At 64.3% G+C, this 14,228-nt stretch carries 14 protein-coding genes; 2 read left to right on the top strand and 12 right to left on the bottom strand.

From position 1 onward, the window contains the following. Positions 1 to 314: 314 nt before the first annotated feature. The 10 genes from OC537_RS00975 to glyA all read right to left on the bottom strand — a co-directional run bounded on the left by OC537_RS00975 (position 315) and on the right by glyA (position 8,731). Complete coding sequence (locus tag OC537_RS00975; protein ID WP_262108566.1) at positions 315 to 803, bottom strand: phosphatidylglycerophosphatase A; 489 nt, start codon at positions 801 to 803, stop codon at positions 315 to 317. Next, a complete protein-coding gene (thiL, locus tag OC537_RS00970; protein ID WP_163154268.1) occupies positions 800 to 1,759 on the bottom strand; it encodes a thiamine-phosphate kinase in 960 nt (319 codons plus the stop codon). Before thiL ends, OC537_RS00975 begins: the two co-directional genes overlap by 4 nt. A 201-nt stretch (positions 1,760 to 1,960) precedes the next feature. Beyond that, complete coding sequence (gene nusB, locus OC537_RS00965; protein WP_025326032.1) at positions 1,961 to 2,374, bottom strand: transcription antitermination factor NusB; 414 nt, start codon at positions 2,372 to 2,374, stop codon at positions 1,961 to 1,963. Between the two features lie 14 nt (positions 2,375 to 2,388). After that, entirely contained in the window at positions 2,389 to 2,859 is a 471-nt protein-coding gene (gene ribE / locus OC537_RS00960; protein ID WP_106887633.1) for a 6,7-dimethyl-8-ribityllumazine synthase, read from the bottom strand. Between the two features lie 213 nt (positions 2,860 to 3,072). Further along, positions 3,073 to 4,182 carry a bifunctional 3,4-dihydroxy-2-butanone-4-phosphate synthase/GTP cyclohydrolase II gene (gene ribBA / locus OC537_RS00955; protein ID WP_139745526.1) on the bottom strand — a complete coding sequence of 370 codons (1,110 nt, stop codon included), beginning with the start codon at positions 4,180 to 4,182 and terminating at the stop codon, positions 3,073 to 3,075. A 142-nt stretch (positions 4,183 to 4,324) separates the two neighbouring features. Beyond that, on the bottom strand, positions 4,325 to 4,978 hold the full coding sequence (locus tag OC537_RS00950; protein WP_106887635.1) for a riboflavin synthase: 654 nt from the start codon (positions 4,976 to 4,978) through the stop codon (positions 4,325 to 4,327). Positions 4,979 to 5,032: 54 nt separating this feature from the next. Beyond that, the gene (ribD, locus tag OC537_RS00945; protein ID WP_234689812.1) at positions 5,033 to 6,142 is read right to left on the bottom strand and encodes a bifunctional diaminohydroxyphosphoribosylaminopyrimidine deaminase/5-amino-6-(5-phosphoribosylamino)uracil reductase RibD; all 1,110 of its coding nucleotides are present in this window, start codon (positions 6,140 to 6,142) and stop codon (positions 5,033 to 5,035) included. 188 nt (positions 6,143 to 6,330) lie between these two features. Next, positions 6,331 to 6,780: a transcriptional regulator NrdR gene (nrdR, locus tag OC537_RS00940; RefSeq protein WP_025326027.1), complete on the bottom strand. Its 450-nt coding sequence runs from the start codon at positions 6,778 to 6,780 to the stop codon at positions 6,331 to 6,333. A gap of 146 nt (positions 6,781 to 6,926) precedes the next feature. After that, entirely contained in the window at positions 6,927 to 7,355 is a 429-nt protein-coding gene (locus OC537_RS00935) for a hypothetical protein (RefSeq protein ID WP_262108547.1), read from the bottom strand. Between the two features lie 122 nt (positions 7,356 to 7,477). After that, entirely contained in the window at positions 7,478 to 8,731 is a 1,254-nt protein-coding gene (glyA, locus tag OC537_RS00930) for a serine hydroxymethyltransferase (protein WP_106887638.1), read from the bottom strand. A gap of 433 nt (positions 8,732 to 9,164) precedes the next feature. Between glyA and OC537_RS00925 the strand changes: the two genes are divergently transcribed. After that, positions 9,165 to 9,491 (top strand): hypothetical protein, encoded by a 327-nt coding sequence (locus OC537_RS00925; protein ID WP_262108544.1) that lies wholly within the window; start codon positions 9,165 to 9,167, stop codon positions 9,489 to 9,491. A gap of 3 nt (positions 9,492 to 9,494) precedes the next feature. Here OC537_RS00925 and torS read toward each other — a convergent pair whose 3' ends face one another. Beyond that, positions 9,495 to 12,323, bottom strand: a complete 2,829-nt coding sequence (torS, locus tag OC537_RS00920; protein WP_262108542.1) for a TMAO reductase system sensor histidine kinase/response regulator TorS — start codon at positions 12,321 to 12,323, stop codon at positions 9,495 to 9,497. Positions 12,324 to 12,393: 70 nt separating this feature from the next. Here torS and torT point away from each other — a divergent pair, with 70 nt between their 5' ends. Further along, positions 12,394 to 13,446 (top strand): TMAO reductase system periplasmic protein TorT, encoded by a 1,053-nt coding sequence (gene torT, locus OC537_RS00915; RefSeq protein WP_262108540.1) that lies wholly within the window; start codon positions 12,394 to 12,396, stop codon positions 13,444 to 13,446. Positions 13,447 to 13,460: 14 nt separating this feature from the next. Here the strand turns inward: torT and torR are convergent, their stop codons facing one another. Then, the gene (torR, locus tag OC537_RS00910; protein WP_139745181.1) at positions 13,461 to 14,174 is read right to left on the bottom strand and encodes a two-component system response regulator TorR; all 714 of its coding nucleotides are present in this window, start codon (positions 14,172 to 14,174) and stop codon (positions 13,461 to 13,463) included. Positions 14,175 to 14,228: the final 54 nt, after the last annotated feature.

Raw genomic sequence — 14,228 nt, 5'->3', positions numbered from 1 at the left:
ATCTGGATGAAGGAAAACTAAGCAGAGATAAATAGGGTCAACTCAGAATGATCTGCCAGAGCCCGGCGCGCCGTCACCGGACAAGCCGGGGGGATTGCATACAAAAAGGCGCAGTCCCACCAAGGAACTGCGCCTGAAGCTTAATTGTATGGAAAGAGCGGGCAGGCAGAGGATGACACTGCGCGGCATCGAGGGCCAAGCCCGCCATGGCGGCCGCAACCGCCACCCCGCCTTACCAGCAGGCCAGCAACTGCATACAGAACAGGGCGAACAGACCGGCGATGAGATAGCCCGCCGCGACCGCCGACCCCGCCTTACCAGCGGGCCAGCAACTGCATGCAGAGCAGGGCGAACAGACCGGCGATGAGGTCATCCAGCATGATGCCGAGCCCGCCGTGGATACGGCGATCGAACCAGGAGATGGGCCAGGGCTTGAGCACGTCGAACAGCCGGAACAGCACGAAGCCGGCCAGCACCCACTCCCAGCCAGCCGGAGCGGCAATCATGGTGACGCCGAAGCCTATCACCTCGTCCCAGACGATGGCACCGTGATCCGGCATGCCGATGGCATCGGTGGCCGCCTGACAGATGCGAATACCCGCCACGAAGCCCACCGCCAGCAGGGCGATGAACCAGGGGATCGGCAGACCGCTCACCAGCAGGTAGAGCGGAATGGCCACCAGGGTCCCCATGGTGCCCGGCGCCCTGGGAGAGAGACCGGCACCAAAGCCCAGCGCCAGGCAGTGGAGCGGGTTCTTCAGGCTCAGGCTGTTCAGCTCGGGCCTTATCTTGAAAAAGCTCATGCGAAGTGATCCCAGCCCTTGAGATGAAGCTCGACCGGCTGCTCATCCTGCACATAGTCGATGCCGGGGTCGCCGGCCTGGATGCGGCCGATGCGGGTGAACCTGACGCCGCAGTTGGCCAGCGCCGTGTCCAGGGCACCGTGATGCTCTTGTGGCACAGTGAAGCAGAGCTCGTAGTCATCGCCACCAGCCAGCGCCAGCTGCCAGGCATCCCGTGCGGGCACGGCGTCCTGCAACACGGGCGAGAGGGGCAGCAGGTCCAGATCTATCTGGGCCCGCACACCGGACGCCTTGAGGATGTGACCGAGATCGGAAGCCAGGCCGTCGGAGAGATCCAGCGCGCTGCTCGCCAGCCCACGCAAGGCCTGACCGGCCAGGATGCGGGGATGGGGATGATCGAGCCTGGGCAGCACGGCCGCCAGCTGGTTCTCGTTGAGGGTGCGTTTGCCCAGCAGATGGGAGAGGGCCAGGGCCGCATCCCCCAGGGTGCCGGTGACATAGATGCCGTCCCCTACCCTGGCGCCGCTGCGCATCAGGGCACGGCCGGCCGGCACGGATCCCTTCACCGAGACGGTGATGGAGAGTGGCCCGCGGGTCATGTCTCCCCCCACCAGGGCCACATTGTAATATTCGGCGAGCTCGAGGAACCCTTCCGCAAAGCCGGCGACCCAGGCCTCGTTGACGGCGGGCAGGGTCAGCGCCAGGGAGACCCAGCGCGGCTCGGCCCCCATGGCGGCGAGATCGGAGAGGTTGACCGCCAGCGCCTTGTAGCCCAGATCCACCGGATCCATGTCCGGGAAGAAGTGCACGCCGCTCACCAGGGTATCCGTGCTCACCGCCAGCATGGTATCGGCGGGCAGGGTCAGCAGGGCGCAGTCATCCCCTGGGCCCATCACCACGTCCTTGCGGGCGTGGGGGACCTTGAAGTACTTCTCAATCAGCTCAAATTCACCCATACAGTAAAAAGCCAGCGGTTAAGCTGGCTCCTCTCTTAGATGCTGTTGATGCGCTGGCGGCGACATCGTGATCAAGGCTCATCTGCTGCTCGGGCTCCTCATGTATGTCTATACACTCCGGCCCCTGCGCAGCCCTTCACCTTGCTGACGACTTCTCGCGACAGAGCATCTATCAGCACTGAATGCTGATGGACAGCGGGATCAACGCTTGGGCAGCGTCTTGATCACCTTGTCCAGTACACCGTTGACAAACTTGTGGCTGTCATCGGCGGCGAAGGCTTTGGCCAGCTCGATCGCTTCGTTGATCACCACGCGCGGCGGCACATCATCACGACGGGTCAGCTCGTAGGTCGCCAGACGCAGGATCGCCTTGTCCACCATGTCCACTTCTTCCAGCGGACGGGAGAGGAAAGGTGAGAACACCTTGTCCAGCTCGTTGCAGTGGACCGCTACCCCGAACAGCAGATCGCGGAAATAGCTCAGGTCCACACCCTTGGTGTCCTGATCGATCTTGAACTGCTCTTCGATGTCGCCCACGTTGGCCTGGGTCATCTGCCACTGGTAGATGGCTTGGGTGGCGCAATGGCGGGCCTTACGGCGCTCGGACGGTTTCAATGTACTTCTCCTCGTTACACGTCCAGCTGTTTCAGGACGTTGATCATTTCGAGCGCGCTCAGTGCAGCCTCTGCACCCTTGTTACCCGCCTTGGTACCGGCGCGCTCGATGGCTTGTTCAATGTTTTCAGTGGTCAGTACGCCGAAGGCGACGGGAATTTCATACTCCATCATCACCTGGGCCAGCCCCTTGCCGTTCTCGCTCGCCACCAGTTCGAAGTGATAGGTGCCGCCACGGATGACGGTACCGAGCGCGACTATGGCGTCGTATTGACCGCTCTTGGCCAGCTTCTTGGCTGCCAGGGGAATTTCGACGGCACCCGGCACACGCACCAGGGTGAGATTGCTGTCCTGGACCTGGCCTTGACGCTTCAGCACGTCCAGCGCGCCGTTCACCAGGCTGTCATTGATGAAGCTGTTGAAACGGGCAACGACAATAGCAACACGCGCCTCGGGAGCGGCGATATTCCCTTCGATAATCTTCATTGGAAATCCTGTCTCTGTGCAATCAATAGGGGCCGGGGCCAAAAGTGCACGCATTCTAGCACAACAGAGCCGCGACAAAAAACCATGGCCGCAACGAGCGGCCATGATAGTCATTCAAGCCATCAGGGACTTGTTCGCCGACGTACTCCACCACCTCAAGGCCGAAGCCGCTGTAAGAGGGTGGTGTACTTCATCTAGCGAGTACCAGGGCGCTTACTCGCCGACGTACTCCACCACTTCAAGGCCGAAACCGCCTAGGGCATGATATTTCTTCGGCGAGCTCAGCAGGCGCATCTTGCCGACCCCGAGCGCCTTGAGGATCTGGGAACCCACGCCGACCCGGCGCGAGGTGCCCTGCCACTTGGCCCCTTCCGGTGCCAGTCCCTTGTCGGCGGCTTCAAAGCCCTTGACCCGGGCCAGCAGCTCGGCGCCCTGGGCTTCGGCCCCCAGGATCACCAGCACACCGCCCTCTTCGGCGATGCGGGCCATGGATTTGGGCAGCGGCCAGCTGCGGGCGCTGTGGCGATCCGTCAGCAGCAGATCGCTCAGCACGTCGTGCAGATGGACCCGCACCAGGGTCGGCTGGTCGGCTTTCACCTCCCCTTTCTTGAGGGCGAAGTGCACCTGGTTGTCTATGGTGTCGCGGAAGGTGACCAGATCAAATTCACCGAACTCGGTGGGCAGCTTGCACTCGGCCACCTTCTCGACCGTGGTCTCGTGCTGGTTGCGATACTCGATGAGGTCGGCGATGGTGCCGAGCTTGATGCCGTGCTGCTCGGCGAAGATCTCAAGGTCGGGACGGCGCGCCATGGTGCCATCCTCGTTGAGGATCTCGACGATGACGGAGGCCGCCTCGTATCCGGCCAGACGGGCCAGATCGCAGCCCGCCTCTGTATGGCCGGCACGGGTCAGCACGCCGCCATCCTGCGCCATCAGCGGGAAGATGTGGCCGGGCTGCACCAGATCGGCGGCCTTGGCGTTCGGTGCGACGGCGGCCTGTACTGTGACGGCGCGATCGGCGGCTGAGATACCCGTGGTCACCCCCTCGGCCGCTTCTATGGTCACGGTGAAGGCGGTGGAGAACTGGGCGTTGTTCCTGTCCACCATCAGCGGCAGCGCCAGCTGCTTGCAGCGATCCCGGGTCAGGGTCAGGCAGATGAGGCCCCTGCCGTAACGGGCCATGAAGTTGATATCCTCCGGACGGACACAGGAGGCGGCCATGATGAGGTCCCCTTCGTTTTCCCTGTCTTCGTCATCCATCAGGATCACCATCTTGCCCGCCTTGATATCGGCAATGATTTCCTGGGTTGTGCTCAGCGCCATGGGCTACTCCATCAACATGCTTGGGGAATTGAGCCTGCCGGCTCGGCTTGATACTGCATCATTGTGTGCTAGATGGGGGCGCGGGGCCCCATTTCAATCGGAGCGGGATCACAGAACCGTATTTTGCCCGCTCGCCTGCCTGTCAGATAAACCCGGATCGGGCCAGGGTCTCCAGGGTCAGGCTGGATCCGCCCTGCTCCTGCGCCCTGCCCTGCATCAGCCGCTCCAGATAGCGGGCGATTTGATCCACCTCCAGGTTCACCCTGTGGCCCGGTTTCCAGCGGGCTATGGTGGTCTCCTGGGCGGTGTGGGGCACTATGGTCAGGCGAAAGAGATCTCCCTGCACGGCGTTGACCGTCAGGCTGATGCCATCCACCGCAATAGACCCCTTCTCGGCTATGTAGCGAGAAAGTTCCTGTGGCGCCTGGATCCAGTACTCGATGGCGCGGCCGCTGCTGGACTTGCTCTTCACCTCGCCTATGCCATCGACGTGGCCCGAGACCAGGTGGCCACCGAGGCGGGAGCTCGGCATCAGCGCCTTCTCGAGATTCACCGGATCCCCCACCTTGGCCTCGGCAAAGCCGGTGCGAGAGAGGGTCTCAAGGGAAACGTCGGCTGTGTAGCTCTTGTCCCCCAGGGCCACCACCGTCAGGCAGACGCCGTTGGTGGCGATGGAGTCGCCCAGCTTGACGTCGCCAAAGTCCAGGGTCGGCGCATGGACGGTGAGGGCCATGTCATCCCCCTGGCGGCGCAGGGCGGCCAGGGTGCCCATGGCTTCGATAATTCCGGTAAACATGCAGATCACCTTGATGATGACGGGGCCGAACCGGCCCCGATAGACAGTGAAAAATCAGGCAATTTTCGCTGTGATGCGAATGTCCTGCCCCACCAGACGCACATCCTTGAGCTGGAGCTTGGGGGCCTGGAACAGCTTGGTCAACTCCGGCAGGTGGAACAGGCCACGCCCCTCATCCCCCAGCAGCTTGGGGGCCTGATAGAGCACCAGCTCGTCCACCAGCCCCTTGGCCAGCAGGGCGCCGCACAGCCTTGGGCCCGCCTCCACCAGCACAGAGTTGATGTTCTGCTTGGCCAGCAGCATGAAGAGGCTCACCAGATCCAGCTTGCCATCCAGCAGCGGCAGGGTCAGCTGCTGCACCCAGGCAGGCCAGTCCCCGTCGACCTTGTGACGGGCCAGCAGCACGGGGCTCTCGCTCTGGAACAGGGGCAGATCAGGGGTGAGCCGGTTCTGGGAATCGACGATGACCCGCAGCGGCTGGCGCAGGGTCTCCCTGGGATAGCTTGCCTTGACCGAGGCCGGCAGCTCGTCCCAGCGCACGTTGAGGGAGGCACCGTCGGCCAGCACAGTCTCGGCGCTGGAGAGCACGGCATCGTGGCGGGCACGCAGCCGCTGCACGTCGCGGCGCGCCTCCGGGGAGGTGATCCACTGGCTCTCGCCGCTCGCCATGGCGGTGCGACCGTCCAGGCTGGCACCGAGCTTGACCGTCACCTGCGGGAAGGCGGTGCGCATCCGCTTGAAGAAGCCCGGGTTGAGGGCCTCGGCCTCGGCGCTGAGCAGGCCGAAGTCGGTCTTGATGCCCGCCTCGGAGAGCATGCGCAGGCCGCGCCCCCCCACCTGGGGATTGGGATCCACCATGGCCGCCACCACCCGGGTCACGCCGGCCTTGATCAGCGCCTCGGCGCAGGGAGGGGTGCGACCGTGATGGGAGCAGGGCTCCAGGGTCACATAGGCGGTGGCGCCGCGGGCCTCTTCCCCGGCGGCATGGAGGGCATAGACCTCGGCATGGGGTTCACCGGCACGCTGGTGCCAGCCCTCCCCCACCACAACCCCGGCCTTCACCAGCACGGCGCCTACACAGGGATTGGGGGCCGTGGTGTAACGGCCGCGGCGGGCCAGTTCGAGGGCCCGACTCATCCATTGGTAATCATCTTGACTAAACATCTGGGCTCCCGTTCAAAGCGAGAAAATTGGCGTTGTAGGTTCGATTAGCGCAGCGTAATCGGACATTGGGAAGCTTACTTCTCCAGCTTGGCGATCTCTTCACCGCTTCTTGTCATAAACAAGGCGGATGTCCTCGAAGCTGCGATAGGTGGAAACGAAGCGGATATCACCTTGCCCACCCGATAGCATTACTTCTCCAGCTTGGCGATCTCTTCACCGAATTCGCGGATGTCCTCGAAGCTGCGATAGACGGAGGCGAAGCGGATATAGGCGACCTTGTCCAGGCTCTTGAGCTCATCCATCACCAGGTTGCCCACCAGCTGGGAGGCGACTTCGCGCTCGCCGGTGGCACGCAGCCGGGATTTGATGTGGTTGACCCCCTTTTCGATGGCCTCCATGCTCACCGGCCGCTTCTCCAGGGCCCGCAGTATGCCGGCACGCAGCTTGTCTTCATTGAAGGGCTCGCGGGAGCCGTTGGACTTGATGACACGGGGCATCACCAGCTCGGCCATCTCGAAGGTGGTGAAGCGCTCGTGGCAGAGCAGGCATTCACGACGGCGGCGCACCTGATGGCCTTCTGCCACCAGACGGGAGTCGATCACCTTGGTATCAACGGCACTACAGAAAGGGCAATGCATCTGACCTCCGGCGTTAACGGAAAAGGCACCTGCCCCGCAGGGTCAGGATCTTGGCCGGCCAGTGTAGCACGGCCATCCAAAGCCGGTAAAAGCCCAGAAAAAACAATGCCGCCCGCAGGTGGCATTGGGGCTGAAATGGCGCAGGCTCAGTCGTCGTAGGGCAACAGATCCGGATCGCAATCCACATAGTCGGGAGCCGGATCTTGCTCAAACTGTACCGCCGCTATCTGGGTAGCCCCTTGCATCAGGGCCTTGCTCACCCTGTGCATGCCATCCATCACCCGTCCGGCACTGTCCAGTATGATGGGATAGGCGAGATCGGCGGCCAGCATTAGCTGGCAGTGTTCTATGATGCTGCGCACAGTGGGTTTCACGCTGCCATGCCCGTACCAGTGCACGCTGTCCAGTTCGGCAATCTGCGAGAGCGGCACGGCTTGCACCGGCAGCTCACGGCTCAGCCTCACCAGCCTGCGCACATCCCACGCCAGCAGCCCCTCGGGCGCCGGGCGAAAGTGATACTGGGGGCGGATGGACGAGATAGCCTCCTCGTCGGCGATCCGGATCTGACTGGTCATCATGCCTCCTCTTGCAGTTGTTAAACACGGACTGTTGCATCAGTGCACAGCCCATGGGGTGCGATAGAAAAAACAATGCCACCCGGAGGTGGCATTGGTCTCAAACCAGACTGTCTGGCCGATCAGGCATAGACAGGGAAACGGCGGCAGATGTCCAGCACCTTCTCGCGAACTGTGGCCAGCACGGCGTCGTTGTCGTGGTTGTCCAGCACGTCGCAGATCCAGTTGGTCAGCTCGATGGACTCGGCTTCCTTGAAACCACGGCGGGTGATGGCCGGGGTACCGATCCGCACACCCGAGGTGACGAAGGGAGAACGCGGGTCGTTCGGCACCGAGTTCTTGTTGACGGTGATGTTGGCCTTGCCAAGGGCGGCATCGGCTTCTTTACCGGTCAGCTCGCGGCCGATCAGATCCACCAGCATCAGGTGGTTGTCGGTACCGCCGGAGACGATCTTGTAGCCGCGCTCCATGAAGGTCGCAGCCATGGCCTTGGCGTTCTTGACGACCTGGGCCTGATAGGTTTTGAACCCCGGCTCCAGTGCTTCCTTGAAGGCCACGGCCTTGCCGGCGATGACGTGCATCAGCGGGCCACCCTGACCACCCGGGAAGACGGCGGAGTTCAGCTTCTTGTAGAGATCTTCGTCGTCAGCGGCGGAGAGGATCAGACCACCACGGGGACCAGCCAGGGTCTTGTGGGTGGTGGAGGTGACCACGTGGGCGTGGGGCACCGGGTTCGGGTAGACGCCTGCGGCAATCAGACCGGCCACGTGAGCCATGTCGACGAACAGGTAAGCACCGATCTTGTCGGCGATTTCGCGCATGCGGGCCCAGTCGACAATGCCGGAGTAGGCGGAGAAGCCACCGATCATCATCTTCGGCTTGTGCTCAACGGCAAGGCGCTCCATCTCGTCATAGTCGATCTTGCCGGACTCATCGATGCCGTAGGGGATGATGTTGTACAGCTTGCCGGAGAAGTTGACGGGGGAGCCGTGGGTCAGGTGACCACCGTGGGCCAGATTCATGCCCAGCACTGTGTCGCCCGGCTGCAGCAGGGCCATGTAGACGGCGCTGTTGGCCTGGGATCCGGAGTGCGGCTGCACGTTGGCATAGGTGGCACCAAACAGTTCCTTGGCGCGCTCGATGGCCAGGGTTTCGACCACGTCGACATACTCGCAACCGCCGTAGTAACGCTTGGCCGGGTAGCCTTCAGCGTACTTGTTGGTCAATTGGGAGCCCTGGGCTTCCATGACGCGGGGGCTGGTGTAGTTCTCAGACGCGATCAGCTCGATATGTTCTTCCTGACGACGGGTTTCGTCTGTGATGGCCTGCCACAGCTCTGGATCATAGCCGGCGATGGTCATGTCACGTTTCAACATCCGTTTATCTCCTGAAAATCGTTTGCGCGATAGGTGAAGTTGGCCCGCGCATTGTAACGTGAGCTGGATCAAAGAGACAGTCCAACCACCCAAAAACTTGTTTATAAAATGTAAAATACGTCGCAATTTTCGAAGCCGGACGCCCCTCTTCCCCCTTGTCTCTCGCGGGCCCCGTACGCCCTGCGCCGGATCAACCCCTCCTCAGGCGCCCGACGCTCCTGCCTGACTCGCCCTCAGAGTCTTCCCCAGTTGAGGGCAAAAACCAGAGCCAGATCATGGATATAGCATTTACTAACAGATAACATCTTTAGACAGCACAGCGGTTGCGAAGCCTGGCGAGCGGCCATGGGCTGGCAGCGGCAGGGCCCTTTGGCGCACAGGGTCACACCAGAGCCCTGCATTTGCCTCTCTCACCACAAGGGGGAACTCCACCATGGATCATCTGATGCTGTTTGTGATTGTCGCTGTCTTTGCCATCTTCTATTGGGTCTACTACACCGGCAGTCGCAAGGGCGCCTGCCCCACCAGCTGGGAGGCGCTGCCCACCCGGGCGCAGTACCTGGCGGCCCACCCCGAGGCCGTCGATGGCGATATCATCTTCTGCATCCATTGCGGCCACCATCAGCAGCTCGAGGTGGGGGTGGTGCACCAGGCCGACTACCGGCGCCAGCACATCTGCCCCCGCTGCAAGCAGGCGCTCTATAGAGACGAGGAGCAGGAAGAAAGCGGCGGAGAAACCGTCGGCAGCAGACCAGGCTGAGGATCATGCCGGGGTTGGCAGCTGCCTCTCCTGCCACGCCTTGAGCGTCGCCACCGCCGCATCGAACTCCCCGGCCAGCCCCGCAGGATCACCCTCCCCCGCCTCCAGGGCGGCACACTGCGCGGCAAAGTCATCCAGCCCGAGCGCCAGGGCACTGCCCTTGAGCTTGTGGGCCATCCCCTTGCGCTCCTCCCCCTCGCACCGCACCAGCGCGGCCACCAGGACCGCCCCCTGGGATTCAAACAATCCGATGAGCTGACGGATGCGCTGGCTGCCGAGCAAGGCCAGATCCGCGTCCAGCACTGGGTTGGCGGCCTGGGGGGCGGGCGGGTTGACGGTGCCCTCCCTCGCGCCCGACGGGGCCTGCGTCGTCTCTCCCTGGAACTGCCGGTCGATGGCGCTGGCCAGCGCCGCCAGACGCACCGGTTTGCCGACAAAGTCCGCAAAGCCCGCCTCCAGACAGAGACGGATATCCTCGGGGTACATCTGGGCCGAGATGGCGATGGCGGGCAGGGGGCGCTCGTGCACCTCCTCGCTGATGGCAGCCAGATCCTCGCGCAGGGTCAGACCATCCATGTCCGGCAGATTGATGTCGAGCAGCGCCAGATCGAAACCCCGCTCTGTCACCCGCGCCAGGGCCGAGCGCCCGTCTTCCGCCAGGGTGACACTGTGGCCTAGGCGCACCAGCATGCCCTGCGCCACCAGCCGGTTGATCTCGTTGTCCTCCACCAGCAGGATGTCGCGAGGCTGGCCGAGATGCAGCGGCTGGGCCGCGGCCGGCAACTGGGCGGCTGAGCGTTGCAGGGGCAGGCTGAAGCTGAAGCGGCAACCCTCCCCGGGCCGGCTGGCGAGGCACAGCTCGCCCCCCATGGCGGCCACCAGCTTGCGGCTGATGGCAAGCCCGAGCCCTGTGCCCCCCTGGTGCCCCATGTCCCGCTTGCGCTGGCGGAACGCCTCGAACACCGCCTCCTGCTCATGCTCCGGAATGCCGGGGCCGGTATCGCTCACCACGAACAGGATGCAGGGCTCGGCGCAGGGGCCACCGCATGGGAGGGGGCTTACCTCGAGGCAGATCCGCCCCAGGGCGGTAAACTTGACCGCGTTGCCCAAGAGGTTACCGAGCACCTGGCGCAGCTTGCCCAGATCCCCTTCCACCACGGGGGGCAGGGCGGGGGCACATTCCAGCACCAGGGCCACTCCTCTGGCCTCTGCCTTGGGCCTGAACAGGGCGCTCAGCTCATCGACCAGTTGATGCAGCGGGAAGGGTTCCCGGCGCGCCTCCAGGTGGCCCGCCTCAATCTTGGAGTAGTCGAGGATGTCGTTGAGGATCTCCAGCAGGGATTCGCCGCTGTGCTCTATGGCGGCTAGATAGCGCCGCTGGGTCTCGCTCAGGCGGGTATCCTCCAGCAGGGTCAGGCCCCCCAGAATGCCGTTCATGGGGGTGCGAATTTCGTGACTCATGGTGGCGAGGAAGACCGACTTGGCCCTATTGGCCTGCTCCGCCTCGGCGCGGGCCAGGCGCTGGTTCTCCACCTCTTCGTTGAGGCGCAGGTTGGCATGGCTGAGCTGGCGGGTGCGCTCCACCACCCGCGACTCCAGCTCCCGCTGGTAGCGACCCAGCTCGACCGCATTGTCACGAAACACCTGCAGGGCACGCCCCAGCTCCGCCAGCTCGTCACTACCCGCCCCGACGATCGGGTCCAGGGGGGCCAGATCCCCGCGCGCCAACCGGCTCATCCCCGCCACCGCGTGTTGCAGCGGCCAGACGATGCGGCCGTAGACCATGCGCCACATCAGCAGCATCAGCAGTACCAGGGTGAGCAGGCCTATCCCCATCAGGGCCTGCTCCAGCAGCTTGAGACGCTGGCTCAGGGCCTGCTGGCTCTCCCCCAGGGAGTCGCGGGCACGGTTGACCAGGTCATCCACCTGCTGGTTGAGGCTGCTCATCAAGGCCTCATTGGCGCTGGCCAGCACCCGCAGGGCCTCCCCCTTGCCGAGCCAGTCGCTGCGTAGCTGCACCAGCTGGTCGCTCTGCGCCAGCACGGCGAGGGCCTGCTCCACCCCCTGGCGGCGCGCCGGATCCGTCACAGCCCCCGCGCGCAGCTGCAAGATCGCCAGCTCCCGCTGTCCATCCCGCAACAGCGCCTGCAAGCGATCCTGCCGCTCGCCGCGCCAGATCTCCTCGATGCGCTGCTGCTGCATCAGGGTTCTGTGACGCAGCTCCGTCATCTGCTCCAGCCAGTCGAGATCCTGCTCCAGCAACCTGTCTATCGCCGCGGCGGCGGCGCGCCCCTGCAAGGGGTAGAGGGAGCCGAGTCCCGCCACCATCACGGTTTCGGCATTCTCCATCTGGCTGCGGGCCAGCTCGGCCACCTCGCCGGCCGCGGTCACCAGGCGAGCGCGCAGGGCGTCACCTTGCGCCATCAGGGTCAGGCGCTCCCCCACCAGCCAGCCCTGCTGCCCCAGGTTGCCTATGATGGCCTGGCTCAGGGGATGGAGCTGCTCCTGCACCTGCTTCTCCCCCTCACCGCCGAGCTGGGCCAGCAGGCGCTGCATCTGCTGCCCCTGCAGGGTGAGCAAGCGCCCCTGATGCTCCCGTTCCGCCTCGCTGGTCGCCGTTGCCAGCAGATGGGACGCACTCTGGATCTCGCCGCTCAGGCGCGCCAGGGTACGGGCCCGCTCCTGATCGGCCAGGGTCTGCTGCACCCCCTGCTCCAGCTGGCGCAGGTGGGTGAGCCCAATCCACCCGAGCAGGGAGGCGCTCAGGGTCAGCAGCGCCATCAGGGAGAAGGCCAGCAGCAGCCTGCCCCCCAGGCCGGAAAAGATTCTCACGCTCAGCACCTTGGTTGTGGTCGGCTTTGACCGGATAATGTGGGCCCACACTTTAACAAAACCCCGGGTCATGCGAAGCGTCTATCTCTCCCTGTTGCTCATGCTGCTCCCTGGCCCCCTGCTCGCCTTCGAGGTGGATCACTGGCTAGGTGGCGAGTTTGGCGGCCAGCCCGTGCGGCTCCACTGGCCAGAGCCCGCCCCTCTGCTGCGTCCCCTCACCCTGTGCGCCCTCTATCCCCATCTGCGGGACGCCTACTGGCTGTCGGTCAATCAGGGCATGGTGGAAGAGGCGACACGGCTGGGGGTCAGCTTGCGGATCCACGAGGCGGGAGGCTACGGTGCCCTGGCCGAGCAGCGCCAGCAGTTGCAGCAGTGCCTGAGGGAGGGGAGCGACGCCATCCTGCTCGGCGCCGTGAGTCATGAGGGGCTGAGGGAGGCAATCACCGCCAGCCCGCTGCCGGTCTTCGGCCTGGTCAACGATCTGCCCGCTGGCCTGGTGCAGGCCAAGGTGGGGGTCTCCTGGTATCAGATGGGCTGGCAAATGGGGCACTGGCTGGCACTGCGTCACCCGGCGGGCAGCCAACCCGTCTCGGTGGCCCTGTTCCCGGGCCCCAAGAGCAGCGGTGGCAACAACGTGGTCGAGCCCGGCTTTGCCGATGCCATCCGGGGGAGCGCCATCAAGCTGGTGACCACCGAGCGCGGCGACAACAGCCGCGAGATCCAGCGCACCCTGGTGCAGCAGACCCTGGCCCGCCACCCGGACCTCGACTATCTGGTGGGGGGGGCTATTGCCGCCGAAGTGGCGGTCAACGAACTGGCGCAGCGCCATCTCGACCACCCCAAAGTGCTGAGTACCTACTTCAGTCACGGGGTGCAGCGCGGCCTGCTGCGGGGCAAGATGCTGGCGGCCAACAGCGATCAGATGCGGCTGCAGGGCCGCCTCGCCGTGGCCCAGGCCGTCTGCCTGCTACAGCATCCCGAGGCGGGCGAGCAGCAGTGCCCGCGGGTGATGGGGCCACCCATTCTGACCCTGGATGGGCCCCTGGCCGACACCGGCGACTCCCTCTCCGATGGGGCTTTTCGCCCCGTCTACCGGGTCGGTGCCGCCCCCACAGACCATTAGCCCCGCCAGCTGACTCAGGGGGCCAGCTCGCCGGCAAACAGATAGCCTTCCCCGTGGACGGTGACAAAGAGCTGGGGATCCCGGGGATCCAGCTCCATCTTGCCCCGCAACCGCCGGATCAGCACGTCTATGGTGCGATCGCTCGGGCCATCGCCACGGTGGCTGATGAGGGTCAGGATCCGCTCCCGGCTCAGCACCCGCCCGGGGTGGGCGACGAAGGCCACCAGCACCTCGTATTCGGCCTTGGTCAGGCGCACCGGCACCCCGTCCTTGCTGAGCTGGCGACGGGGAATATCGAAGCGCCAGGGGCCAAAATAGACAGCGTCGTCGAGGGGCTCGGCGACCCGGGTAGCGGGGGCCGCCAACGAGATCCGCCACAGCAGGTTCTTGACCCGCACCAACAGCTCCCGCAGCTCGAACGGCTTGGTGACATAGTCATCGGCCCCCATCTCCAGGCCGACTATCCGGTCCACCGCATCGCTGCGGCCGGTGACCAGAATGATCCCGACAGTGCTGCGCGCCCTCAGCTCGCGGGTCAGCAGCAGGCCATCCTCCCCCGGCAGGTTGATGTCCAGCATCACCAGATCCACCTCCTGCTGTGCCAGCACGGCCCGCATCTCCTGGCCATTTTCCACCGCCGTCACCCGATAGCCCTCCCGCTCGAAATAGCCGGTCAGCTTCTCGCGGGTAACCGCATCATCTTCAACAACCAGAATGTGGTAGCTCATGGGCAGGGTTCACGAAGGTCGACAAGGGAGGATTATTCTATTCACATTTTGTCA

Source organism: Aeromonas sp. Marseille-Q5825, from assembly GCF_946892685.1.
Taxonomy (GTDB): Bacteria; Pseudomonadota; Gammaproteobacteria; order Enterobacterales; family Aeromonadaceae; genus Aeromonas; species Aeromonas rivipollensis.
This window is presented reverse-complemented; position numbering and strand designations above follow the sequence as displayed.